Genomic DNA, 25,227 nt, shown 5'->3' with positions numbered 1-25,227 from the left:
ACAATTGACCACCCGGCTCAAAGGAGCAGCATGCCGAAGGCAAAGAAGATGCACGAGAACGACAAGGATTCTAAGTCGGAGGTGTTCGTCAGCGGGCGCCACCAAGAGATTCCCGCCGATCCGGCGAAGGAGTTCAAGCGCACCACGCTGGCGGCCGGGGCCGTGCTCTGGCGCGGCGACCCCCAGGACCCCGAGGTAGCCCTCATTCACCGCCCGCGCTACGACGACTGGTCCCTGCCCAAGGGCAAGGTGGATCCGGGCGAGTCCCTTCCCACCACCGCCGCGCGGGAAATCCTCGAGGAAACCGGGTACTCCGTGCGCCTGGGCAAGCTCATTGGCAAGGTGGCCTACCCGGTCCAGGGACGCACGAAGGTGGTGTACTACTGGATGGCCCGCGTGCTCGAGGGCGACTACACCCCCAACGACGAAACCGATGAGCTGCGCTGGCTCAAGCTCGATGAGGCTTGCGCTCTCCTCTCCTACGAGGTCGATACCCAGGTGTTGGCCAAGGCCCAGAAACGCCTGCGCTTGGCTCCCACCACCCGCGTGCTCTACGTGCGCCACGCCCGCGCGCACGAGCGCAGCACGTGGGAGGGCGACGATAATCTGCGCCCGCTGGACAAGAAGGGCCGCCGCCAGGCCGAGATGCTGGTGCCGATGCTCACCCCGTACCACCCAACGGCTATCTTCTCCGCCACCCCGCAGCGCTGCCAGCAGACGGCCGCTCCCCTGGCGGATGAGTTGGGCTTGGACATCGCCGTCAACAAGGCTTTTGGTGATGACGTCTTCGATGCCACTCCGGATAACGCTAAGGCGGCGTTTCAGCGCGTGGTCGACGGCGGTGGCGTTCCCGTCATCGTGAGCCAGGGCCTCACCATCCCGGGCATCATCGAGTCCTACGCGCCGAAGTTCATCACCACGCCCATCGAAGAGCTCAAGTTCAAGAAGGCGTCGGTGTGGGTCCTCTCCTTCAACGACGGGGAGCTCACCGGGGCAGATTACCTGGCCAGCCCACTTCCGGTGCGCTAGGACCAGCGCACCGCTGGGCGCTCCAGTAGCGCCCGCGCAAACAGCGCCTGTGCCAGGCAGACCACGGCAAACCCATACATCCCCAGGATGGGAATGAAGAGGAAGACTAGTCCCGCGATTCCTGTGAGGACGACAAGTAGAGTGGTCCGTCCCGCATGGCGAGGCGACGTTTTCGCCGACAACCGGAGGCACTCTACCAGCCCCTTATCCGGGTTGTCCGCCTTAATATGCGGCGCCGCCCACAGCAGCACGGCGGCGACAAGACCCGGCACAACAAAGAGAACGAGGCCGCCGAAAACGAGGACGTCCACGCAGGCGAGGACAAGCATGATTCCCCCGCGGCCCCGAAAACCAAACACATCCCCAATGTTGACCTTTTCGCCGTCTACTGCCTTGCGCGCGCCGACATGGTAATTTGCCCGCCCCCACAAGGCGGTCAACCACAGGACAACCAGCGGCGCAAGAATTGTCAGCCACACCGCTGCGGAGAACGGCCAATCGTACAACCCATCCCAAAAGTCAAAATTCTCTAGGAACGGAGCCGTGATCATGGGGCCCACCCCAGCGGTCAACAGTACGGAGGCGATGGCCACGAACTGCAGAAGGAAGTAGTAGACGAAGCCCGCCACGCCCCACACCAACCATTCTTTAAACACTCCGTCAAAGCCTTGCCCGATAGCGAAGGACACGTCACGAGGTGGCACTGACATCCGGCGTGCTACCTCGTACTGTGGCTGGGCGTAAGGGGTCTCGCTGGCCTGCTGGTACTGCGGAAATTGAGAGTAGCCGTTGTAGTTCGTCATGCGCCGAAAGTCCCTAAAAATCCGAAACGCTCAGCGAAGGTTAAGCCCAGCGCCGAGCCGGGCGCTTCTGCGCGGAGCGAACGAAGAGGGTGTAGCCCAATGCGGAGACCGGAAAGCTGAACAGAGCTCCGATGACAGGAATCACGCCCAAGACGCTGTTCACGATGGTAAAGACGATGTAGAAGAGAAGCGTCTGCCCGAAGTTGCTGGTCACCAGCGAGAAGGACTCCGAGAAACACTCTCCGATGCTCTTGGAGGGATCATTGGCCTTGATAATCGGTGCGGCCCAGAAGAGGATGACAACGGCCAGTCCTGGTAGCACGAAAATGAGACTGCCAACAAAGAACAAGATGAAGAAGAGCAGGTAAACAAAGGCAACGCCGAAGCGGTCGCCGCCCTTGAAGTAATCGCCGAATGTGGCCTCTTGGCCGTCGGCAATCTTGCGGGCAGCGCAGTAGAAATTCGCCATAGCCCACACCAGGTAGAGGAACCCCAGGGCGAAGCCCACCACCATGACGGCGATGCCGGCTGCAGTAGGCTCACCTGTTGTCTCGCTGGAATAGTAGTACTCAGAGCCATAAGAGCTCGTAGTTTCTGTTGGCGCCGTCAGGACAGCGTAAATAAGCGAGCCGAAGATGAGAAGAAACGGAATAACTCCGTGCACAGCGGCAGCGAGCATGCCCATGACGGGTTTATCGAGCGTGCCTTTAAAAGCCTGGCTGATGGAGTCCATGGCGTCCACGGGCGAGACCATAAGGCCGCCCTGCCCGTAGCCACCGGGCTGCTGCTGATAGCCCGCACCGTAGCCATTCGGACTTCCGCCATACATGTTGGCGCCAGAGTTGTTGTAGCCGGAGCCGGAATTCTGGGTGCCGAAGCCACCCTGGTCCGCGGTGTAGGAACCGGACTCATAGTCTGACCCGCCGAACGGGTTGTTGCCACCGGACTGACCGGCGGGGTAATTGCCATTGCTATCAAACGGATTCGTCATACGCACATAGTAAATTCCCCCGGTTGCGGGTGCTTCCGGAAGCGGGGGATTGTTACGTATTGTTCACCGTGGGGAGCTGCCTGCCCCCACGCCTGTCTAGCCAGCTACTCTGCGCGCACGCGCGACTTGAATGCTGGGCGCTGGGCCTCAAAACGCTCGATGGCATCTTCGTTGCGCAAAGTCAGGCCGATATCGTCTAGGCCCTCCATGAGGCGCCAGCGGGTGTAGTCATCGATGTCGAAGGCGTAGACGCTGCCGCCGACGGTCACGGAGCGGGCTTCCAAGTCCACGGTGACCGTGGTTTCGCCCTGTTCGAGCTGCTTCCAGATCAGCTCAATGTCCTCCTGCTCCATCAGCCCGGTAAGCACGCCCGCCTTTCCGGAGTTACCCCGGAAGATGTCCGCGAAGCGCGAGGAGAACACCGCCTTGAAGCCGTAGTCTGCCAACGCCCACACGGCGTGCTCACGGGAGGAGCCGGTGCCGAAGTCGGGCCCGGCGAAGAGCACGGAACCGTCCTGAAAATCCGGCTGGTTGAGCACGAAGTTCTCGTCGGAGCGCCAGTTGGAAAACAGACCCTCGGCAAAGCCGGTGCGCTTTACGGACTTGAGGTAGCGCGCCGGAATGATCTGGTCGGTATCGACGTTCGAGGCGCGCAGCGGAACGCCCACACCGGTGTGTGTCACAAACTTGTCCATCGTTCTTCTCCGTTCCTTACGATGCGTTGATGTCCGCCGGCGAAGCCAAGTGCCCCAGCACCGCGGTAGCCGCCGCGACGGCCGGGGAGACCAGGTGCGTGCGCCCACCGGGCCCCTGGCGGCCTTCAAAGTTGCGGTTGCTTGTCGACGCCGATCTCTCCCCCGGTTTCAGCTGATCCGGGTTCATACCCAGGCACATCGAGCACCCGGCAGTGCGCCACTCGGCGCCAAAATCCGTGAAAATCTTATCCAGACCCTCCTCCTCTGCCTGGGTCTTGACCACGGCAGAGGAGGGAACGACCATCATGCGGGTATCCGCGGCGATGCTGCGGCCCTTGACCACCTCGGCGGCCGCCCGCAGGTCCTCGATCCGCGCATTCGTGCAAGAACCGAGGAACACCGTGTCGATCTGGATATCACGCAGCGGCGTGCCGGGCTTTAGGTCCATGTAGGCCAGCGCCTTTTCCGTTGCAGCCTTCTCCCCTTCATCGCCGAAAGCCTCCGGGTCAGGCACAGACGCACTAAGGGGCAGCCCCTGCCCCGGGTTGGTTCCCCAGGTTACGAACGGGGTCAGAGCAGAGCCATCGATCTCGACGACGGTGTCGAACTCGGCACCGTCGTCAGTCGGCAGCGTCTTCCAGTACTCCTCAGCGGCGTCCCAGTCCGCGCCCTGCGGCGCGAACTCGCGGCCCTTGACGTACTCAAACGTCGTCTCGTCCGGGGCCACCATGCTGGCTCGAGCTCCTGCCTCGATGGACATGTTGCAGATGGTCATGCGGGCTTCCATAGACATCTTCCGGATGGCCTCACCGCGGTACTCAATGATGTGGCCCTGCCCGCCGCCGGTACCAATCTTGGCAATGATGGCCAGAATGAGGTCCTTGGCAGATACCCCTTCGGCCAGCTCGCCGGAGACCTCGATGGCCATGGTCTTAAAGGGCTTTAAAGACAGCGTCTGGGTAGCCATGACGTGTTCCACCTCGGAGGTGCCGATTCCCATGGCAATAGAGCCGAAAGCGCCGTGGGTAGACGTGTGGGAGTCACCGCACACAATGGTCATCCCCGGCTGGGTAATGCCCAGCTGCGGTCCCACGGTGTGGACGATACCCTGCTGGGCGTCACCCATTGCGTGCAGGCGCACGCCGAACTCCTCGCAGTTTTTGCGCAGGGTGGACACCTGGGTACGAGACACCTCGTCCTTGATCTCCAGCAGGTTTCCGGTCTTGATGCCTACTGTGGGGACATTGTGGTCCTCGGTAGCCAGGTGCAGTTCCGGGTGACGCAAGCGGCGCCCAGCCAGGCGCAGCCCATCGAAGGCCTGTGGGCTGGTAACTTCGTGGAGGAGCTGGAAATCGATGTAGAGGAGATCAGGCTCGCCGTTCTCTCCTGCGCGCACGACGTGATCGCGCCACACTTTCTCTGCCAGTGTCAGTTTCTCAGTCATAAGCCTCTCCACTTGAAATCTCAATTAATGGGACGTAGATTTCATTGTATGGGAGAGTATAGCGCAGTTTCAGGAATTAAGGTGCTCGATCGCGCCGTTGCCATCATGATGGCCGCCACCAACCGGCCATCCACCCTCAACGAGCTTTGCGAAACTACTGGCTTGCCCCGCGCAACCGCCCACCGGCTCGCCACGGCGCTGGAAGCACACCGCATCCTTACGCGCACCCCCGATGGAAAGTGGGGCGCGGGCCCTGCGCTTCCCGGCAACCGGGATCGCATCATCGAAACCGCCGGCCCCATCATGGAGGAACTCCTCCAGTCCACCGGGGAATCCGTCCAGCTCTATGAGGTCTCCGGCACCACCCGTACGTGCATCGCCACCCGCGAGCCGGAGGCTGGCCTCCACAACGTCGTTCCCGTGGGCCGCCAACTTCCCCTCACGTCCGGGTCCGCCGCACGTGTCATCGCCGCCTTCGCCGGCATCCACATGCCCGATGCGACCTTTAGCGAGCACGACATCGAGCTAGCCAAGGAAGATGGCTACTCCGTGTCCATCGAGGAGCGCGAGGCCGGCTTGGCCTCCATCTCCGCGCCCGTCTTCGACGGCGCCGGCACCTTCATCGCCGCCCTGTCCGTCTCCGGCTCCGCCGAGCGCTTCCGCCCCTCCCCTGCGGACAAGTTCGCGCCTACGCTCACCGCCGCAGCAAAAAAGCTCAGCGACGCCCTCGCGGCCGACGCCTAAGCGCGCCGGAAAACGGTGACTTTTTCGCTTACACGGGCAGGCCGAAGTAGACCGCCAGGCCGCGCAGGCCATCGATCCCCTTACTACTGGTGGACGACAGCGCTTCGCCGCGCTCCTGCGCCTCCCGGATCGGGTTGCCCGGCTCTCGGTTGGGGCGGCGCGGCACAAAGCCCTGGTGCGGCAGCTTCGCCAGCTCATCCGCGTTGGGTACGCGTGCGTAATTGGAAAAGGTCAGGTGCTGCCCGTTCCGGTTCACCTCAGTAATTCCCTGATAGATGCCCACGACACCTGGGCGTCCTGCAGCTGACACCGGTCCTCCGCTATCTCCCGGGGAGGTCGGCATCCCCACCGCATAGTGCATGCCGGGGAACACGCCTGGACCACGCACGGCCTGACCACAGTGACGCCCGGAGTACCTTCCATCGATGCACACCGAGGTGCCATCGGCAGGCGGCGGCGCCATACCGTCGCCCGTGAGCGGATTGCCGCCGGGCAGAGTACCGCCCGCAAACTGGATGTACGCCAGATCGTGACCGGCTGCACCAGATGGGCTAAACCAGCGCAGGGTGCCCACATGCTGACCCCACTCGGTATAGATCTGCTCCCCGTCCAATCCGCAGTGCGCAGAGGTCCACGCGCGGGCCGGCTCCACGTAGCCCACGCTGCAGGCAGTCCCGTCTGTGGCCACAATCTTCTGGCCCTGCGTGATCGTGACCTGCTCTTCTGCCATCGCCGGCGCCGCCACAGCAGACAGTGTGGAAAGTGCTAACACCGCCCCGGCGAGAACCCCCGCGCGGCGGCTGCCCCGAGTTTCGCAAACCTTGCGAGAAAACTTGCTTATCATGCGTTTCACAATAGCGCTCCCCCGGGACATCGCTACTCAGCCCCCGGAATCTACCCCCATACCCCCGCTATTGAAATTGAACTGAAAATAGGGTTTACTGAAAACAGATTGAAAATTCCCACGACACCAAGGAGTTGCCATGACCCACACCGTTCATGACGAGCACACCCACACCCACGGCGAGGGCTGCGGCCACGTCGCCTTCCCGCACAACGATCACACCGACTTCGCTCACGACGGCCACATCCACCGCGAGCACGAGGGCCACTGGGACGAGTGCGAGACCACCGAGCACCACGTTCATGAGGATCACGCTCACGAGCACGGCGAGGGCTGCGGCCACGTTGCCATCCCCCACGGCGATCACGTGGACTACCTCCACGATGGCCACCGCCACGCCGCCCACGAGGGCCACTGGGACGACCACTAAGGCGCTTAGCCCACGCGGCACTCCGCCACACGCTGCCCACTCCGAAACCTTGCCACTTCACGGCGTTCGGTTGGGCAGCGTTCCCCGTTTTACTGCAGGTGCACACGAGTTCCCGTTATGGTGGTCCCATGAGCTCCTCACGACCATCCCGTATGTTCACCGCCCTCGCGGCCGTCGCCGCCGCCGGACTCATGGCCGTGGGATGTTCCTCGCAACCGGACACCGTTGCCTCCCCCAGCTCCGCGGCACCCGCACAGGGCAGCACAACCTCGTACCCTGCCTTCAGGCCGCTCAACGACGACTCTGAGGTCCCCGTCCCCAGCGAGGAAGAGCCCGCCGCCCCGCAGCCGACGGTGCCAGGCGCCGCGGGTGGCGGCAACCCAGACACGCAGCCACAACAGGTTCAACAAGCACAGCAAGGCCAGCAGGGCCAGCAGCCTCAGGCGGCTACTCAACACCAGACCAATGAAGCCGCCCGCAAGGCCACCATGGACCACATCTATGGGCAACACCCCAAGAACGGTGCCACCATCAACGTCTACGGAACCCAGGCCCAAGTGTGCCTCATGGGCGATGGGTACCACATCGGCATCACAATGGCAGCCCCCAATACGAGCTGTGACTTTGCCGAAACTGCAACGCGAACCCTGTTGAACTTCGCCCCTGGCTCCCGCGTTGATCTCCGCAACTACGTCCCCGCGAACATCACTGTCAACAGTCCAATCACCCAGAAGGACTACGACCTATCCTGCCGCGTTGACGAGCATGAAATCATCCGCTGCACCGGCGGCGACAACGCTGAGGTTCTCATTGTGTAGGAACTGGGGTTAGAGGGCTGGCCCTTAACCCCGAGATCACTGACCACACAGAAAAAAGAGTGGCCCGCGCTTGCGCGTGCCACTCTCTTAGTTTGTACCCCGTACGGGATTTGAACCCGTGTTACCGGCGTGAGAGGCCGGCGTCCTAGGCCGCTAGACGAACGGGGCTCGTTTAGCTGTCCGTTGCGGACTTGCTAAACACTATAGGATCCCCAATAAGTTCTACAAATCCCCAGTACATGACCATTTTTACCCAAAGAAAAACCCGAAGCCCATTGCCTTTCGGCGGCGGTAGTGAAGCAAGCACTCAATCGGCCGAGGTGCGGATCGAATCAGTGGTTATTCCGCAGGCGCACCGGGGGCAGCTGAGGCCGAGGTGCTTCTTCCCATCGCTCGAGCTTCGGGGTGACGCGCTGGCTCTAGCTGCATGAAGCACAAGGCTCCTACTTCGCTCGATAGTTGGCTTGAAGAAGTCGTGAATTCTGGCGTTGCCGCCTAGTGCCTTCTGCTAGAGTCGCGTCGGCGATAGTGATGATTGTCAGCTTCCGCCATCCGCTCTCCTTCCTTCCGGGAATGTACTGTACCTGCAGTGTATGCCCAGCTCAGGCACACCGGAAGGACTTAGACCAATTGGGCGCAGGTTCGCCCCCTGGTTATGAATTTCACCCCGTTCAACCATGCGCTTTCCACATGCCGGTAAGGGGTAGCCCCAGACCACTTTCCCACTACTGCAGACCCTTTACTTGCAACTGTTGCAACTGATAGACTTGCACTAGTTGCAAGCAAAGGAGTGAGGACATGGATAGCAATCTCAAGGTCGTTCACGACGCCCAAGCGCGAACCGCATGGACGCAGAGTTGGTGGGCCGTGGCGCTCGTGGCCCTAGGTGTCGGCTGCGGGCTCGCCGCATGCAAAGCATCGTGGTGGTACGCCCTGGCAATACTTATTCCGGTTTTCGTCCTTGGTTATCTTCTCAAGGACAAGATCGCAAACCCCTTCGTGCGCCCAGACCCCAATGTGGGACCAGGCAACGATCGCGCGACGTGGTCGCGAGTGCTGCTCCCCTTCGCCATGATCATGTCCACCACGCCGACCCCGGACTCGTGGCCATGGATGGTCGTCAGCGGTGTGGTTGTCTCCGCAGCCACGGCGTGGATGCTCTATGAGAACCGCAATGCGGCAGTAAAGGGCATCAATGCCTAAAGAGCACGAGGACCGACCACCAGAATTGGATCCGGTCATCCACCCCATCAACCGGCTCAAGATTTGCGCCACGCTATTCTCCGCTGGCGCTACCGTGGGCCGCCAGATGAAGTACGCCACGCTCTCTGAGCTCACCGAGCTCCCAGCGGACACGTTGTCCAAGCAGCTGAAGCACCTTGAAGACCACGGCTATGTCAGCCGCACCCGGGAATACGGCTCCACCCGCGCCAAGGACTCCGTGTGGGTCGCTCTCACCGGTGCGGGCACAAAGGCCTACACGGAACACGTGAAGGCGCTCAAAGCCATGACAGAAGGGCTTTAGACCGCACAGCCATTGTGTGATGCGATCGTCCAACTATGGGAACTCGGTATACCCGTCGCTCTCGAAGAAATGCCCCGCATCGTGGATGGTGATGGGGTGCCCAAGAGAGCATCGGCAAGCTGCTGTGTTGGCACTGTAACCACGTGCACCACATCAGAAAAATTACTTCAAAATGGTCCATGGCCGACTTAACGCTTTGCACATCAATGCGCGCCTGCCGAAAGAGCTGGCTGCTTCGCGGTTCCCACCGCAACGAAGTTCTGTTCGATGCGAAACATCCAGCAACCGACTGTGACGGCTCGACACCCTCGTTCCGCGTAGAAACGCGTGGCGGTCGTTTAAGGGCAGAGGGTAGTACACGCGTTTCGCTCAACACTCCATCGTAGAGCCCTACCAGAACCCCATAAATCCTCCCCCTCTAACCTCATGAACCCTCCTCACCCCGAATTCTATTTTCCACCCTAGCTTTATCGCCAAAACAAATCGAGCCGCCCAATTCAAACAGGTCGCTTTCCTTCACTTCTCCCCTCATCCACTCACACAACCCTCAAACCATCGAGACTGCAAGACCAATTCTTGTGGAACAGCCCGCACACATAAGTAGTGTCATTGCAATCCCACATCAACCGAGGTAACAAAGGGGATTCGAGAAAGCGTCAGCTCAGTAGGGGCAATCACTATCATAATGACGCGGGCAACAGGAGGTTTATGCAGCTTATCGAATATATTTACACTGCCCCTTGCCGACCGGATTAGCGGTCACTATGCTTGTGTTTCATAGCAGATTCATACACAGTCGCAGCAATCAAATATGGCGACATTAACGCCTCCCGACTGCTAACGTGATTCACCCCTAAACATCGAATACGAGTACAGTTATCCCGAGCGTTCGACCGTGTACGAATCTTATAAAATACTCAACCTCATCTACCCTTACCAGACGACCCTAGTAAGCATGGAGCAGTGAATGTCGGAAGATTCACACCACGAGACCCTTTCCCCTCCAAGTGAGTACACGGTCAAGCCATACACCCCAGTTTCGCATCCAGACACAGCGAACACGGGAACCCTCTTCCCCACTGAAATCGTTGCACCCGCCGTGGGCATGTCTGAGCCTTTTGTTCGAAAGATATTAGGACGCAAGCCGCTTCTCACAGAGGATGACGTACGCGTTCTTCTCGACCAAGATGCCTTTGCGGAAACTTTTGTTCCACGCAGCAAGGTGTTAGGTTTCCTTCGACAGGAAGTCGCTCAGATCGACAAGAAGCCAGAGATCGCATTCGAGTTCCCAGAGCACCTCAATTCCCTAGCCCAAGGCGATGCAGTTGAACTCATCCAGTCACTGCCTAACCAGTCGATTGACTGTGTTGTAACCTCGACCCCCTACTGGGCTATGCGGGTCTACGACACCATCATTGAACGCACATGGGCCGACGGCGAGACTTGCAGTTTCGGACTTGAACAAACTCCTGAGGGCTTCATCCGCCACACCGTAGAAATCTTACACAGGCTCTCTCCCAAGGTGAAAGAGAAGGGATCCATCTTTTGGAACCTTCTCGACACATATAACACCCGGACTCAGATTCGCAGTAACGCAGCCGAGGCGCTTCATGCCATGCAAGGTAGAGACCACCGCTCTTGGAGCGATCATCAGTACCGTCGTTACTCATCAGGGCACTCGTACCTTTTTGACGGCGAACAGGCACTCATCCCCCATCGAATCGCTGAGCGCGCGTCACGAATTGGTTATTACAACAAGTCCACAATTTCGTGGTGTAAGACCGCCACTACACCCGAGCCTCAGCTATCGCGGGTTAGCCGCAATGTTGAATACGTCTTGCACCTTTCCAAGCACCGGACCCCAAAGTTTTTCAAAGAGAGTTACCTCAAACTTCCTTCAATTCTTGGCGGAAAGCAGCCTCTCGAGTCTGAAAAGCTGTCGGACTTCTGGTATCTGCCCACAAGTTCAGGACGCGACGGACACGGGGCACAGTTCCCTCTCCAACTACCTGGACGGTGCATTGCCATCTCCACAGAGGAATCTGACATTGTCCTTGATCCGTTTATTGGTTCGGGGACCACCGCACTCGCTGCTGCAAAACTGAAACGTCAATATATCGGCTTCGATGTCAGCCCTGAGTATCTCAGTGCTGCACATCGCAAAGTCGATTCAATCAAAGATTCGTTATTCTAAACTAGTTCGTCCAGCAACTCTCGAACGACATACTCAATGCGCGCAGGCTTAGAAGAATCAGCCTGAAAAAAATGCACCTCAAGGCCGTCAAAGCTTCGAACAACTGACTTGTGTTCCACACACGGTGAAAGCACGCCGCATCTTCTAAGCCCCGCGTATCTCATATAAGTGTAGAGCTGATACAAGTCTGATGAATCAGGTGCCTTATACTTTGCGTCAGCAATTCCACACAACTGACTACCTCGGTAAATGGTGATATCAGGAATGAGTTGGTGTTGCCCGCCTTCGAAAAGAAACGATGGTGCAAGGAAGTCCTTTCGGACAGTAAGCGCTAACGGGCCCGCTTGGCGCATGACAGCGGTACGTACAAATTCTTCGTAAAGGCTCGGGGAGTTTAACAAACCAGGTGCCCCCTCAACTTCTGCAGAGTCACTTGCTCCATCGAGGCCAAGAAGCATGAGAGCAATGGCAACTGGAGGGCGGTAAAAATCGTACACACCACCGAAATTGTTCTCGCGGACTTTGGCGCGTAACGCAAGGACTTGAGAATCAGTAAGAGATTCTCCTGAATAATCAGTCGCCCACGAGTTGAGTATTTTGGCTTCTTTACCGGACCACTTCCGTGAGGCCGTAACTTGCCGCGATGCTAGCGAAAGTGAAATATTTTCAGGTGTTGACAATGTCGCTTCCATGGTCGTCGATACCACGGGATCTGAATTGTTCTGATACATCCTTCGCGCTGTTGACACCCAGTCAACCCGTCCAGCTACTGATCGACGATGTCGAGTAACTGGGACACGATCAATTTTGCGAGGAAGATGACTCATCTTCGTCAAAGCATCAACGAACTGCCGCTCAAGACTTCCGACGCTGGCCGATGAGTCTCCCAAGCCGAGATTCATATCCTTGGAATCTTCCAACTCATCTACGTTGAGATACAGCAACATTTCGACAGGGCTGAGCGAAGAAACCTTGGGTTCAATGACAACCGATGCGCCTTTCAGGTTCAAGGTACCGGTGACGTTTGACGCGAGTAACGTGAGGCCTTCTGAATCCTTGAAAATCCTAATCTGAGAAGGAAAATCGTCTGGGAGTTGCTCTAACGTCAAACCCGGGCAGAAGCTAGCTTCGTTTTCAGTGATGACCCAAGATTTCATGCAAACCGTTGATCCACGAAGTTGTCAACTTGTTCGATGAACTCGGGTTTGCCCAAGCTAAACCTGTTGGAAAGTACAGGCCGAATCTTAAACATGTAATAGTCGAGGAAGTTGGCTTCCGATCTCACCCCTGCAAAATATCCATGCCCTAAGAGATAGAACGACTGCACAAATGTGAAAAATTCTCGTACTGCTCGCGAAGACTCTTGATTCACATTTCGCTCCTGAAGCATCGCAGTCAAGTCTTCAACGCGGGGTGGGAAATAAACAGCGGCTATACGCCCCATTAGTGCGTCATCAATTGCTTCGGTTGACGTATCTATTGTATTCATGGTGAAAAAGAAGGTGACGTCTTCGTCAATGTAGAAGTCACTTCCGTCTGGCAGTTTGATCGCATTTTCCACACCGCGATATTGGGACTCAATGAGAGAAAACACCTCACCTAATGCTTGAGAAACCCGTGTGCGGTTAATTTCCTCAAGCACTATCACCTTTACTCCCGAACGCAACGCCTTTAGCAACACACCTTCTCGCCATTCAAACGTTGATGTGCCAGCAACAGGCATTAGCCCCATGATGAGGTTCGAATAACCCCACCCCTCATGGAGCTGAATAGTTTCGCGGGCGACGTTGGACCGTTCGTACAACAGGTCAATAGCACGAGTTTTTCCTGTACGAGGTGGGCCGTAAAGCAAGACTGCTTTCTCACCAGCTTCAATGGCTCGACGCAACTGTTGCGCAGGTTCTGCATTTACCCATGCCGGTGACGAGCTAAACGTGGACACTGAACTAATTCTCCTGAGGTATTCTTTTCGGTTCTCGAACGACGCTTCTATTTTTGCCTTTTCAGTGAAGACCTGTTGGCATATCTCCCAAAGTTCGCTATCTGATATAGGATCCGGAGCCAAGTCAATCCTAAGAGAAGAGTCGACGAAAATGGCTTCAATCTCACTTTGACTGAGGTTTAGTTCGCTGATGAGTTTATCTTTTAACCACACCTCAGCGTCAGCGTCATCTGGGATGAAATCTTGCTTAAACACCCAGGCCGCGAAATCCAAAAGTCCTAAGCGGACCCGGGAATCATCACCAGTCGCGAAACCGTTTTTAGAATGTCCGAGACCTTGAGGATAAATTCGAGAACATGAAACTCGAATCTTCCCTCCCTCAGCTGTGCTCATTGCAAGGAACTCAGTAGGCGCTACGGACACCACAGAACCTGATGTGTTCCACCGCTGAATAGTAGTCTGAATAACGGAACGGGCAGCGTCGTTCTTCATGGTCGCAAAACGCTTTTGCTCCGAGAACGGGATGAAGAAGGTCCCGTCAGGTGCACCGCTATGAAAAAGTCGTTGCAAACTTGGTGTTGAATTTGAGGTGTCAACCAATACGCTTTGGCTTTGCGATAGTCCCATGTGTTTGAGTGCAAACCATATTTTAAGCAAATGATCGGCCGTCCCGCGAAGATTCCGCACTGCTGATTCAATTGCTACCTTAGATAAATACATCTCACTCCACGATTTAGAATGCTGGGCCTCATTCAATCGTAACTGGTTCGAAGAGACTCGCAGGGATTAGATTTGCATATCGTACTCCATTCACCATTGACTTGACCTCAATCTACGATGGTTAGGTGTCCATGTTCAGCCTGACTGGCCGATGGGAACAATGCTCCACTCTAGTATCGAAACCGTTATCCCGTCTCCCTTTATGGTGAGAAGATGGGAGATAGAGCCTCGAAGAAAGTAACTAATGCCCCTTTACGATTACTCCAAATTCCCTCAAGGCCTCAACCATCGCCGCGACTTCGTCCTTAGTTTGCTAGGACAATCTGAACTTCGAGAAAGTGACTTCATCGAGGTGAAGTCAGAATTCGATCTCATGAATCGACAACACCAAATCAAGGTGGCCAAGTTCATTCTTGGCGCGGCTAACCGTACACCGGATTCTGCTTCTCGACACCTTGGCGGATACGCGGTGCTAGTGGCAGGCCTGGGCCGAGATAGAATCATCGGCATCCAAGGTGAAGAACTTATAGATCTTAGTAAAGAAGTCCAAAAACTTATCGGAGCTCCCGGTGACGGCCCTGATTGGTTCACTGAGCGAGTCGATTTTGAAGACGGCAAGACAGTTCTGATGGTGTTCGTATCGCCACCCACCGGAAGTATCTATCCCTGTCTTGCAACAACAGGAAAGGAGCTAGTTTCAGGCACGGTTTATATACGAAATCCAGGTCAGACCAAGGCGATTACCGGACCACAGCTGCGTGCAAAGGTACGAAAGCTCGAAGCGGGCTCCAACCCCAATCTACAACTTAGCGTTAATCACCTAGGATCTATCGTCGAGCTCAAGCCCCGCTTTGGATCCGCACGCGAGCTAGTTATGAACCAAGCTAAGAGGCTACGGGAAGATGCGCCAGCGGTTGTAGAGAAGTCCGACGAGCCTAACGACATTGCATCGATGTTGAACATCCAGATCACGGGCAGACTGAAAAACTCGAAGGATTTCTATGGAAGAACTCCCGAGGAATTTCACGCAGACTTAGACATGGCTGGGAGCATTACAGAACACGAACTTTCAGGTCTCGCGCTAGCCTTGTTATGTCCATAGGGTTTTTGGACATGGAGTCCGGTGTCTTCTTGGACACGGAATCCATGGAGTTCTTGGACACTTCTAGCGGTTTATGGTTATGGCCTGCGTTTCGGCCGGGGTTTGGATAGTTTCGGGTTCATCCGCGGTGGTTGGCGATGTTTCATTCCTTCAACGAGGTTGATGTTGATCTGGCCACCTGGTGGCCTGTGGCTCAACGTGATTGGCAGCGGCACGCTGAAGAGGAATTCACCGTCATGGGCCGTGTAAAACTCCGCAACGTTATCGGCTGTGACCGTGGAGTAGAGCCTGCGGTTTTTAAACCTCAGACCAATGTAGAGACCGAAGCCGCACACGCGTACAACGCCATCTTTGCTCACGCAGAGCTGGTCTGGGATGCCCCAATGGTTTGTTGAATTTGTCGTCGGCACCGTTAGTGTGGGGGTATCGGTGGAAGGTATGCCCTGCTGAGCTGCCATGTCATCGGTGCTGGCCTCGTGTGAAGTTGCCGCTTCCACGGGGCCGTTTAGCATTTCGGGTACAGCGTGTGGATTGTGAGCCTGGTTGTAGGCGACTACGCGGGCCCAGACCTGCTCAGGATCGAGTGGATGCGTAGGCGACGGTGCCTTGGGGAAGGTATCGAAAGCCTGGCGTGGTGTGATGTGCATTTTGCCGACCAGCAGTGATTGATGCCGTCGTCGCTCGTTGTACACCTGGCGATATTCAGCCAGATAGGCGTTGACCTCAGCAAGGCTAACTGGGTGGCGTGCATCGAGGAACTGGGTCAACGTGCGGTGAGAGCGCTCGTCTTTTCCCTGGGTTGTCGGGGCGAAACCAGCAATAGCAAGAACGCCTTGGCTGGCGAGCCAAGTTTCAGTAGCAGAGAGAAAACCACGGTGATAGGTGGCAAACGCATCGCCATTGTCGGAAAGGATTTCTTGGGGCTTGCCGTAGGCGGCGAACGCTGCGGCCAGCACAGCGCGCGCATCAGTACCGTTTTCTGGCAGAGCGAACGCTGTGGTTCCGACATCGAACCTGCTGGCATCATCGATAACCTGGTAAATCGTGACATGTGTGTGGGCGTGGTCAAAGAGGCGATAGACCAGTCCATCGATCTGCCAGAGTTCACCGACGAGAGCGCGGGCGAAGCGCTTATAGGAGCTGCGTGGCCGTTTGCGGGCGTTGGCATCAACGAATCCCAGCTCATGAAGCCACGAGGCGATTGTAGAACGCGACGGTGTGGAATCTGGACCTACAGTGTCGAACAAGAAGTAGTAGATCGACCAAGGCCCATAATCCAAGCCTTGCTCCATCAACTCCTGCCTGGCGTGGACGACTGCGATTTTGTCGGCCTCGTGGAATTTCTTAATCGGATTCTTCGGGGCAGTCGAATCCGGCACAATGCCTGCCCGACCCTTCTGCGCTATCCGGCTTTTGATGTTGTGGTACGTCTGCCGCGAGATTCCCAATTCTTTGCAAAACTGTGTGACCGTCTTGCCGTCACGAACGGGATCGAAATCTGCGACCTTTCTACGCTTATGCAATGGAATAGCCATCCGGCTATTCCACCGCCGCAAACGTCCAAAAAGCCACTAGACATCCCGTCCAAAAACATCCTGGACTCCGTGTCCAAAATGTCGCTAGACATCACAGTCTCGCGCTAGCCTTGGCAAAGAAATGCACTCTACCGATTTCACTAGAGCTCAATCTTGCGTCAAAGATTCACGCTGAGGAAATCGAACTCGCTATTAACCTTCCCGAAACTGTGTGTTGCGACCGGCTATTTGGTAGCAGCGTCGTGACTATCTGGTAGCGCTTTAGTGAGTATCTGGTAGCAGCTCAGGGCGCTCGGGATGATACTTCCGGTAGTCGCACCATCCGGGTGCGGCGTGTACTGGAAGGAGTCCGCTGATGACGGATTACCGTGCGGTGATGACGCTGCTTTTAGGGAAGCGTTCTTACCGCCAGATTGAAGACCAGCTCGGGTGCTCGCACCGCGCGATTTCCCGAGCGAACCAAGCGCTGCGAAGCCTTGGCCTGACCACTGCCCAGCAGGTCGCGGCGTTGACGAATGACGAGCTGGATGAGATATTCGTTGATAAACGCACCAGCGGGCAAGGCGAATTCGTCCCGATTGACTTTGACGCGGTCGTTAAAGCACGCACAGGGCGTGCGAAGCAGACACTGCAAGTATTGTGGACTCGCTACACTACCACCCCCGCCCAGCCGGGCCAGCGGCACTACAGCTACGACCGGTTCCGCCAGCTGGTTGCCTCCCATGTCGATGCGGCCGGGCTGACCGCCCGGATCACTCACGCACCAGGGCATACGATGCAGGTGGATTGGGCAGGGACCAGAATGCGCCTGTACGCCCCTTCCGGCACACCGGGTGAGAAAGTCAGCATTTTCGTCGCCTCGCTGCCGTATTCAGGGATGCTGTTTGCCTGTGCGTGTGTTGACCAGCGGCAGCAGTCCTGGCTTGATGCCCACCGCCAAGCGTTTGACTACTTCGGCGGGGTCTGCCAGGTTGTTGTACCCGATAACGCATCGACGGCGTCGAACGCGATCAGCACTGCCGATAGGAATCGGAAGGTCAACGACACCTACCAGCAGTTCTTGGAGCACTACAACACAGCAGCACTTCCCACTCGTGCGCGTCGGCCGAAGGATAAAGCGAATGTGGAAGCTGCGGTAAAGATCGTCACGCACAAAGTCATCCACGCGCTCGATGGCCACCAGTGTGTTGACTTAGACGAGCTCAACGGAAAGATTGTGGGCTTAGTCGACGCGATCAACACCTCCGTGCCGTTTCGCAGTCAGCAGTCAAGCCGCAGGGATCTCTTTGAAGAACACGAGCAACATCTCCTTGCTGACCTGCCGGAAACCCCGTGGCAACACACCGAGTGGAAGCGCGCGAAAGTGGCCCCAGATTTCCATATCACGGTTTCAACCGTGCGCTACTCCGTCCCACACCAGCTTGTTGGCCGCACTGTCGATGTACGCATCACCGGGCAAGTCTTGACCGTCTTTGACCAGGGAACAACCGTGGCAACCCACCGGGTTTCGCAAAAGCGTGGGGCCTATGTCACTGACTATGAGCACATTCCATCTGGAATGGACTCCACCCGTGGACTGTGGACAAGCGACTACTTTTACCGTGAAGCCAGCAAAACCGGCCCGGCAACACGCAAGGTCATCGAAGAACTCATCGCGGCGAAAGCCATCCCGGCCCAGGCATACCAGTCCTGCAGAAACGTTCTGTCAATGGGCAAACACGGCAACAAACCAATCCTGGAAGAGGCATGCCAGCGCCTGACCGCCAACGACGACAGCCGACGGGCGGTGTCCTATACCGCGGTCAAAAACATGATGGCCGTCGTACGCAAAGAACACGCCACACGGCCTAGTGGTCTAGACCAGCTCCCGCGCAGCACCACAACCAACCAGCCCACCGGCACAGCACCCTCCGACCGGGATACCACCGGCGCGTTTCTCGGCGGTGCAGAACAGTTCAGCATGGACAACCTCATTCAGAAAGGAAACTAAAGCCCATGTCATCACCAACCCCGCCAACAGATCGCTTCCTTGATGAATCCGTCCTGGCCGACTTCACCGCGCTGCGGATGACTGCCTTCGGCAGAAGCGTCATCGACATCGCCAACGACCCCGCATTCGACGCATGGACGTTTTCCCAAAAAGTGCTTTACGCACTCGATAAAGAAGTCGCGGCCAGGCGTGAACGACGCATCAACAAACTGCTGAAAGCATCCCGATCGCCAAACCTTGATGCTTGCCTTGAAAACGTGGTCTGCACACCTGACCGCAACATCAACCCCGAGCAAGTCAGCAGACTCGCTCACGGACAATGGTGCCACCTGGGCCAAAACATTGTCATCCTGGGCAAATCCTCAGTCGGCAAAACCTACCTCGCCCAAGCACTGATCACAGCAGCATGCCGCAACGACTACTCCGCACGGTTCTACCGCACCGACATGCTCGCCGCCGAACTAGCAGTCCTACAACCCGATGACCCCATACGGCTGAAGTTCATCCAACACCTCCACGACGTCGACGTCCTGGTCCTAGATGACTTCCTCACCACACCCATTAATGCCGCAACCGCGCACCAAATACTCAACATCCTCGCCGGGCGTGAAGGCAAAGTGTCAACAATTGTGACCTCACAATTCACCCCGCAGGAGTGGTACAAGTCCATCCCCGACACCGTGATCTCCGAGTCAATCCTCAACCGACTCGTCTCCGGCGCCGAGATCATCACACTCGAAGGACCAAACATGAGACTGACCACCCACGCATAACCACCAACAACGCCTGAGTGAGACACCGCTACCGGATACTCACTCAGGCGCTACCAGATACTCACCACACCGCTACCATTTCAATCTTCTGAACAACTGTGTTCATCATTGATGAGGTTACAGAGGAAGACATACGCAGACTTACGGGGGAATACCTACCTATACCGTGGAAGGATTCGCTCCGAGACGCTTTTGACCTGTCAGAGAGACACAGAGTTGCGCCTATGCTCCAAGAGCTTCGACACCTTCAAAGCCCTACCTCAGTCACAAAGATTAATGACCACAAATGCGTTGTGTATCTCAAGGAGGTTCGCTTTGGCGAACCACGCCGCTTTTCGTTTAGTGAATACCGACTAGTAAAGAATCCAGGTTCCGATGGGCCTGCAATTGCCGAGTGGACACTTACTGCACGCAACTATGCGGGTCAAGTTTCGGGAACAATCGAGATAAGTTAGTCTCCCGGTATTTTCATGATTTGGGTCCTGAAACCGCCTATCCTCTTGCCGAGGTTCGGCTATTCTTTCAAACCTTTCTCCTCTAAATCAGAACCGTACCCATTTTCGTACTATCCATGCTTTCGAATCTAAAACTCCTCACAATCGCAGCCAGCGTGAACCCCTCCTGTCCGCCTATCACGTTGAAACAACTCGCTGCCGACACGTTATCTCACCGGCCGCAATAGTCCATCTATCTCCGCTATCTGTGCAACTCCCACCTAACACCTCGCGTATCCTGATTCAAGCCAAACGCGTGAAAATCGTCACTGCACCACATCAGAGGGATTCGTCTCCGGCTGCAACCTTTCGAGGTCGAATAATCTCATAGCCCTTCTTCTTTCGCCTGTTCGCCTACTGACAGGTCGGCCACATCATCACACCAATCTCCGTTTCAATCTTGGCGATGGTTAGGGAGCTCGGCCAGGCGCGCCCGTTGATCATATCCGTAATGGTTGAGGGGTTCATGCCGCAGGCTTGGGCGAATTTTCTGTAGGAGCCGTATCTATCTCTCAACGCTTCTCGCTTAACATTGAGCACCAAATGCCGAATCCTTTCATGGGCCATATTTCCCTGAATAAATCCGTGCGGCCAATTCTCATAGAGCTCTCTAGGGGTGGGTTGCTTTGGTGGCATGGCACAATCGTAGCTGCACGCACCCTGACCGACGACGACACACACGCAAGTGATGCCAAATACTCGACGATCCGAGATTAAGCCAAAAACGCGGCGCCAATCATAAAGAAAAGGAGTGACAAACACATTGTGCTTGCCACTCTTCAGTGGTACCCCGTACGGGATTTGAACCCGTGTTACCGGCGTGAGAGGCCGGCGTCCTAGGCCGCTAGACGAACGGGGCATAGAACTGTGACCGCCACCTTAAAGGTGGTTATCACTGCTGGCCTACCAGGACTCGAACCTAGAATGGCGGTACCAGAAACCGCTGTGTTGCCAATTACACCATAGGCCATTATTGCTGTGAACTTGCTCGGGGCTGTAACCCCTCGCCGCTCGCTGCAACGGTTTATAACTATATCCAGCACACCCGATCCACACAAATCGCCTGGCCAGATATGATTTTCGGGGCGTCGAGAGTGAACTCAAACGCCCCGAAATTACACCTCTGTGAGACTACTCAGCGCTCCACGGAGTCACCGCGAGAGCGGCCTTGAGGCGAGCCAGCGTGGACTCCTTACCCAGCAGCTCCATGGACTCAAACAGCGGCGGGGAGACCTGCTGGCCAGAGATGGCTACGCGCAAAGCACCGTAGGCCTTGCGGGGCTTGAGCTGGAGGTCGTCGATAAGCGCTGCGGAGAGCACCTTCTCGATGTCCTCCGCCTTCCAGGAGTCGAGCTCCTCCAGCTTGGCAATGGAAACCTCGAGGGGCTGCACAGCCTCCTCCTTGAGGTTCTTCTTGGCCGCCTTGGCGTCGAGCTCCAGCTCCGCATCCGGAGTCGTCAGGAAGGACAGGAGGCCGTAGGCATCACCGAGCATCTTGATGCGGGTCTGCACCAGCTCCGCAGCGAAGGCGAACTTCTCCTCCGGGTAATCCGCCGGGAAGTCGGTGTACTCGGTGAGGTAATCACGCAGGCGCTGCGTGAAGTCGGCCGTGTCGAGCAGACGGATGTGGTCGGCGTTGATTGCCTCGAGCTTCTTCTGGTCGAAACGAGCGGGGTTGCCCAGCACGTCATGCACGTCGAAGTTGGCAACCAGCTCGTCGACGGAGAAGATGTCCTTGTCCGCGGAGAGGGACCAGCCCAGCAGGGACAGGTAGTTCAGCATGCCCTCCGGAATGATGCCGGCATCGCGGTGGTTGAACAGGTTGGACTGCGGATCGCGCTTGGACAGCTTCTTATTACCCTCACCCATCACGAACGGCAGGTGGCCGAACTCCGGGGTCTGCTTGGCAATTCCCAGCTCAATGAGCGCCTCATAGAGGGCGAGCTGGCGCGGGGTGGAGGACAGTAGATCCTCGCCGCGCAGCACGTGAGTGATACCCATCAGCGCGTCATCGACGGGGTTGACCAGGGTGTAGAGCGGCGCGCCATTGGAGCGGGCCACCACGTAATCCGGCTGGGTCTCCGACTTGAAGGTCATCTCGCCGCGGACCAGGTCGTTCCAGGACCAATCCTTGTCCGGCATGCGCAGGCGCCACACCGGCTTGCGACCCTCCGCCTCGAAGGCGTCGATCTGCTCCTGGGTGAGGTCACGGTCGAAGTTGTCGTAGCCCAGCTGCGGGTCGCGGCCGGCCGCCTTGTGGCGCTCCTGAACCTCTTCGTTGGTGGAGTACGCCGGGTAGACGTAGCCGCCGTCCTTGAGCTTCTGCAGGACATCCGCGTAGATGTCCATGCGCTGGGACTGACGGTAGGGCTCGTCGGGGCCGCCCACGTTGACGCCCTCGTCCCAGCCCATGCCGAGCCAGTTAAGGGAATCGATGATGGCCTGGAAGGACTCCTCGGAGTCACGAGCAGCATCGGTGTCCTCGATGCGGAAGATGAGCTTGCCGCCGGTATGGCGGGCGTAGGCCCAGTTAAACAGGGCCGTGCGGACCATGCCCACGTGGGGCGTGCCGGTAGGTGACGGGCAAAAACGTACGCGGACGTCGGAAGTTGTTTCAGTCATGTCCCCCATCGTAGTTCAGCCCCTGCTCGACGCACCGCCCGCCCCACTTGGGGGTAAATGAATCAGGTTTCCACTAAGTGCACGCAGGAACTTTCCAGTTTCACTTAACTGGAATGATATTCATTCTCTATAGTGAAGTCCTCACGTAAGAACTGAAGAAAGGTCTCCCACCGTGGCACGAACCCGCTACGCGGCACTGCTTACCTGCGCCGCGCTCTTCGCCTCCCCCGCTACCGCTGTCGCCGGGCCCGACGACGGCAAGCACGTGGCCACCCAGACCCACATCGACTCCCCCAAAGCCTTCTGGGAGAACGACTCGCTCACCCTCAAAACCCACCAGCCGGACACCGACTCCGACCTCGCAGACACCGTGGCCTGGGTAGGCAAGGGCTGGGGCAACAACGACACCCCCCAGTACCAGTTCACGGTTCCTGAAGACCCCGCACTCTCCTTCGCAGGCACAACCGGTAAGACCTACTACTCCGCGCCCGCCACCGTGAACGGCAACCAGAACCCCATCTGGATTGGCTTCGGTGCCGATACCGAACTGCCCGTAGATAGCTTCCGCGACAACATCGCTTCTCTCGACCTGCTCAGCGTGGACGGGCCCGGCGAGGTGGAGATGTTTGGATACTTTCCCGGCCCGGGCGGCCTGCAGCGCTTCTTCGGCACGAGCGAGGGCGCCCCGCGATCTGCCTGGCTGACCAGCGGCACGCACACGCACAACTACACCGTCTTTTCCAAGCCCGGACGCTACCGGCTTACCTACCGCACCACCGCCCGCGACAAGGACGGCACGCTCATCACCTCTGCGCCCACCACCACCTCCATCCAAGTGGGCGGCCAGCGGCCGGCAGACAATGCCACCCCGACGCTGCAGGAACGCTTCGATGCCGCCCCGTCCGGTGACCCCAGCGCAGAGAACTACCAGCTCAGCATCGCGCCGAAACAGAAGGTGGACAAGCCGGGCGACGAGCATCTGTCCACCATCGACTTCACCGGTGGTTCCGACGGCACGCTCACGCTGCTTATCGACGGCTACTTCCTCACCGATCTCCCAGTCAAGGATGGAAAGGCCCACTGGGAGGAACTCCTCGGACCGGAGGCGTCCTCCCTCCAGGCCGTCTACACCCCGGCGGGCGCGAAGCCGCGGTGGGTATCGGAGAAGCTCTCCTACACCGAGGGCGCTACGCTGCGCACCACCTCGCAGAAATCCGAGGACTCCTGGACCGACACCGAGAATACCCGCCAGCTCCAGAGCGAAGACGAGGTCACGGTCTCCGATACGGGCCTTGTCGCCCGCGCGGAACCCGCCGGCGAGGGCGCAACACGCATCGTCGTGGAGGCAGCGGATAAGAAGTTCAACGGCTTTGTCCACGGTGGCTTCTTCAGCCCGGGAAGCAAGCTTCCGGATATCGACTTCGACGGGGTGATGACCAACGGCCGCGCGGACTTCGTGGTGGGCGCCGACGACATATACAACGGCAACACCATTCGTCTCGACATCCTGCCTCACCCCACTGTCACCACGGCCGGGACATCCCTCACGCTGAGCGATGACTTCGCCTACGGCACGACGTATAAGGCACACGGCGAGCTGGGCACGACCGACCCCGCGCCCGCGGAATCGCCGGAAACGCCGGCTGAGACCGAGAAGCCCGCGCCGCCATCCACCCCGGGCACCGGGCGCTGCACGGACAAGGTCGTCCTGGACCACGGACACGTCGACATCGCCGCCACCCGCGACGGTGATTCCTTTACAGCTCGCCTGAAGGACGAAACGGCCATCGTCGACAAGCAGGCCGTTGAGCGCCCGCTCGATGACGTGGTCCTGGCCGTGCACGACAACGCCCGCCGCCCGCGCCCGCAGGCGCTAGCAGGAAAGGAGTTCGACTACCTGGGCAGCGACAAGTTCTATTTGCTCCCGCAAACGCAGCAGCAGGGCATCATCTGGCCGGGATATAACACCCAGTCCCTTAAGTACAGCGACTTCAAGGACGGCCGCGTCGACCTCACCATTGAGCCGACCTCCATGCCGGACGGCGGCAACGTGGGCATGTTCCTCACCGAGGGCGTGGGCAATTCCTTTACCCCGCTTTTGAACACCGCGGAGGGCGACACCACCGTGGAGACCACCTTTGCCTCCCATACCCACGCCAATTGGGCCTTCACCAAGCCGGGAATCTATGAGCTCACGGTCACCTATTCCGCTACCACCCGCGACGGTAAGGACATTACGTCGCAGCCCCAGACGCTCACTGTGGCGGTGGGCGACGCCGCCATCGAGTCCTGCGTGAGCGGGAAGGGCGGCAGCGAGTCCGAGCAGCCCTCCGCCCCTCACGAGCCGAACAACCCGTCGCGGGAGGATAGCTCCTCCGAGCGGGTCTCCAAGGGACTGTGGAGCCTGGTCCTGCCCGTCGTGTTGGCCGTTATCTTCCAGGCTTTCCTCAACTTCTTCAACGACAACCGCGCCCAGATTGAGTCCCGCCTCAGCGGACTCCTCCCGCACTAGCTGCCCACTCCCTCGCCATT

At 57.8% G+C, this 25,227-nt stretch carries 21 protein-coding genes and 3 tRNA genes; 11 read left to right on the top strand and 13 right to left on the bottom strand.

The window, feature by feature from the left end:
* The first annotated feature begins 30 nt into the window (after window positions 1–30).
* Window positions 31–1,029, top strand: a complete 999-nt coding sequence (locus ACLI1P_RS06140; protein WP_296133828.1) for an NUDIX hydrolase — start codon at window positions 31–33, stop codon at window positions 1,027–1,029.
* Here ACLI1P_RS06140 and ACLI1P_RS06135 read toward each other — a convergent pair.
* The 4 genes from ACLI1P_RS06135 to leuC all read right to left on the bottom strand — a co-directional run bounded on the left by ACLI1P_RS06135 (window position 1,026) and on the right by leuC (window position 4,962).
* A complete protein-coding gene (locus ACLI1P_RS06135) occupies window positions 1,026–1,832 on the bottom strand; it encodes a hypothetical protein (RefSeq protein ID WP_296133829.1) in 807 nt (268 codons plus the stop codon). The genes ACLI1P_RS06140 and ACLI1P_RS06135 overlap by 4 nt on opposite strands.
* 40 nt (window positions 1,833–1,872) lie before the next feature.
* A complete protein-coding gene (locus tag ACLI1P_RS06130) occupies window positions 1,873–2,823 on the bottom strand; it encodes a hypothetical protein (protein ID WP_411709664.1) in 951 nt (316 codons plus the stop codon).
* Window positions 2,824–2,927: 104 nt separating this feature from the next.
* A complete protein-coding gene (gene leuD, locus ACLI1P_RS06125) occupies window positions 2,928–3,518 on the bottom strand; it encodes a 3-isopropylmalate dehydratase small subunit (protein ID WP_411709663.1) in 591 nt (196 codons plus the stop codon).
* Window positions 3,519–3,534: 16 nt separating this feature from the next.
* The gene (gene leuC / locus ACLI1P_RS06120) at window positions 3,535–4,962 is read right to left on the bottom strand and encodes a 3-isopropylmalate dehydratase large subunit (protein ID WP_411709662.1); all 1,428 of its coding nucleotides are present in this window, start codon (window positions 4,960–4,962) and stop codon (window positions 3,535–3,537) included.
* Between the two features lie 48 nt (window positions 4,963–5,010).
* Here leuC and ACLI1P_RS06115 point away from each other — a divergent pair, with 48 nt between their 5' ends.
* Window positions 5,011–5,706 (top strand): IclR family transcriptional regulator, encoded by a 696-nt coding sequence (locus ACLI1P_RS06115; RefSeq protein WP_411709661.1) that lies wholly within the window; start codon window positions 5,011–5,013, stop codon window positions 5,704–5,706.
* Window positions 5,707–5,734: 28 nt separating this feature from the next.
* On the opposite strand, the gene ACLI1P_RS06110 is transcribed toward ACLI1P_RS06115, so the two are convergent.
* The gene (locus ACLI1P_RS06110) at window positions 5,735–6,451 is read right to left on the bottom strand and encodes a hypothetical protein (protein WP_411709660.1); all 717 of its coding nucleotides are present in this window, start codon (window positions 6,449–6,451) and stop codon (window positions 5,735–5,737) included.
* A 238-nt stretch (window positions 6,452–6,689) separates the two neighbouring features.
* On the opposite strand from ACLI1P_RS06110, the gene ACLI1P_RS06105 reads away from it, so the two are divergent.
* Window positions 6,690–6,980, top strand: a complete 291-nt coding sequence (locus ACLI1P_RS06105) for a hypothetical protein (RefSeq protein ID WP_296135025.1) — start codon at window positions 6,690–6,692, stop codon at window positions 6,978–6,980.
* A 128-nt stretch (window positions 6,981–7,108) separates the two neighbouring features.
* Window positions 7,109–7,798 (top strand): hypothetical protein, encoded by a 690-nt coding sequence (locus ACLI1P_RS06100; RefSeq protein WP_411709659.1) that lies wholly within the window; start codon window positions 7,109–7,111, stop codon window positions 7,796–7,798.
* Between the two features lie 95 nt (window positions 7,799–7,893).
* On the opposite strand, the gene ACLI1P_RS06095 is transcribed toward ACLI1P_RS06100, so the two are convergent.
* Window positions 7,894–7,966, bottom strand: a tRNA-Glu gene (locus tag ACLI1P_RS06095).
* Between the two features lie 630 nt (window positions 7,967–8,596).
* Between ACLI1P_RS06095 and ACLI1P_RS06090 the strand changes: the two genes are divergently transcribed.
* The 3 genes from ACLI1P_RS06090 to ACLI1P_RS06080 all read left to right on the top strand — a co-directional run bounded on the left by ACLI1P_RS06090 (window position 8,597) and on the right by ACLI1P_RS06080 (window position 11,517).
* Window positions 8,597–9,001, top strand: a complete 405-nt coding sequence (locus ACLI1P_RS06090) for a hypothetical protein (protein WP_411709658.1) — start codon at window positions 8,597–8,599, stop codon at window positions 8,999–9,001.
* On the top strand, window positions 8,994–9,323 hold the full coding sequence (locus ACLI1P_RS06085; protein ID WP_411709657.1) for a transcriptional regulator: 330 nt from the start codon (window positions 8,994–8,996) through the stop codon (window positions 9,321–9,323). Before ACLI1P_RS06090 ends, ACLI1P_RS06085 begins: the two co-directional genes overlap by 8 nt.
* A 967-nt stretch (window positions 9,324–10,290) precedes the next feature.
* Window positions 10,291–11,517 (top strand): DNA-methyltransferase, encoded by a 1,227-nt coding sequence (locus ACLI1P_RS06080; protein ID WP_411709656.1) that lies wholly within the window; start codon window positions 10,291–10,293, stop codon window positions 11,515–11,517.
* On the opposite strand, the gene ACLI1P_RS06075 is transcribed toward ACLI1P_RS06080, so the two are convergent.
* Window positions 11,514–12,674, bottom strand: coding sequence for a 5-methylcytosine restriction system specificity protein McrC (locus tag ACLI1P_RS06075; protein ID WP_411709655.1), 1,161 nt, complete (start codon window positions 12,672–12,674; stop codon window positions 11,514–11,516). The genes ACLI1P_RS06080 and ACLI1P_RS06075 overlap by 4 nt on opposite strands.
* Window positions 12,671–14,179 (bottom strand): AAA family ATPase, encoded by a 1,509-nt coding sequence (locus tag ACLI1P_RS06070; protein WP_411709654.1) that lies wholly within the window; start codon window positions 14,177–14,179, stop codon window positions 12,671–12,673. The genes ACLI1P_RS06075 and ACLI1P_RS06070 overlap by 4 nt, the downstream gene beginning before the upstream one ends.
* A 244-nt stretch (window positions 14,180–14,423) precedes the next feature.
* Here ACLI1P_RS06070 and ACLI1P_RS06065 point away from each other — a divergent pair, with 244 nt between their 5' ends.
* A complete protein-coding gene (locus ACLI1P_RS06065) occupies window positions 14,424–15,281 on the top strand; it encodes a hypothetical protein (RefSeq protein ID WP_411709653.1) in 858 nt (285 codons plus the stop codon).
* Window positions 15,282–15,358: 77 nt separating this feature from the next.
* Here the strand turns inward: ACLI1P_RS06065 and ACLI1P_RS06060 are convergent, their stop codons facing one another.
* A complete protein-coding gene (locus tag ACLI1P_RS06060; RefSeq protein WP_408929761.1) occupies window positions 15,359–16,816 on the bottom strand; it encodes an integrase core domain-containing protein in 1,458 nt (485 codons plus the stop codon).
* A 355-nt stretch (window positions 16,817–17,171) separates the two neighbouring features.
* Between ACLI1P_RS06060 and istA the strand changes: the two genes are divergently transcribed.
* Complete coding sequence (gene istA, locus ACLI1P_RS06055) at window positions 17,172–18,806, top strand: IS21 family transposase (RefSeq protein WP_411709652.1); 1,635 nt, start codon at window positions 17,172–17,174, stop codon at window positions 18,804–18,806.
* A gap of 5 nt (window positions 18,807–18,811) precedes the next feature.
* On the top strand, window positions 18,812–19,579 hold the full coding sequence (locus tag ACLI1P_RS06050; RefSeq protein WP_251247762.1) for an ATP-binding protein: 768 nt from the start codon (window positions 18,812–18,814) through the stop codon (window positions 19,577–19,579).
* Between the two features lie 848 nt (window positions 19,580–20,427).
* On the opposite strand, the gene ACLI1P_RS06045 is transcribed toward ACLI1P_RS06050, so the two are convergent.
* From ACLI1P_RS06045 to gltX, 4 genes are all read right to left on the bottom strand, one after another.
* Window positions 20,428–20,640, bottom strand: coding sequence for a helix-turn-helix domain-containing protein (locus tag ACLI1P_RS06045; protein ID WP_411709698.1), 213 nt, complete (start codon window positions 20,638–20,640; stop codon window positions 20,428–20,430).
* 216 nt (window positions 20,641–20,856) lie between these two features.
* Window positions 20,857–20,932, bottom strand: a tRNA-Glu gene (locus ACLI1P_RS06040).
* A gap of 39 nt (window positions 20,933–20,971) precedes the next feature.
* Window positions 20,972–21,043, bottom strand: a tRNA-Gln gene (locus tag ACLI1P_RS06035).
* 161 nt (window positions 21,044–21,204) lie between these two features.
* Window positions 21,205–22,704, bottom strand: coding sequence for a glutamate--tRNA ligase (gene gltX, locus ACLI1P_RS06030; protein WP_296132574.1), 1,500 nt, complete (start codon window positions 22,702–22,704; stop codon window positions 21,205–21,207).
* Between the two features lie 163 nt (window positions 22,705–22,867).
* Here gltX and ACLI1P_RS06025 point away from each other — a divergent pair, with 163 nt between their 5' ends.
* Window positions 22,868–25,207 carry a choice-of-anchor M domain-containing protein gene (locus ACLI1P_RS06025; protein ID WP_411709651.1) on the top strand — a complete coding sequence of 780 codons (2,340 nt, stop codon included), beginning with the start codon at window positions 22,868–22,870 and terminating at the stop codon, window positions 25,205–25,207.
* Window positions 25,208–25,227 lie beyond the last annotated feature (20 nt).

This window comes from Corynebacterium tardum (assembly GCF_046717785.1).
Lineage (GTDB): Bacteria > Actinomycetota > Actinomycetes > Mycobacteriales > Mycobacteriaceae > Corynebacterium.
This window is presented reverse-complemented; position numbering and strand designations above follow the sequence as displayed.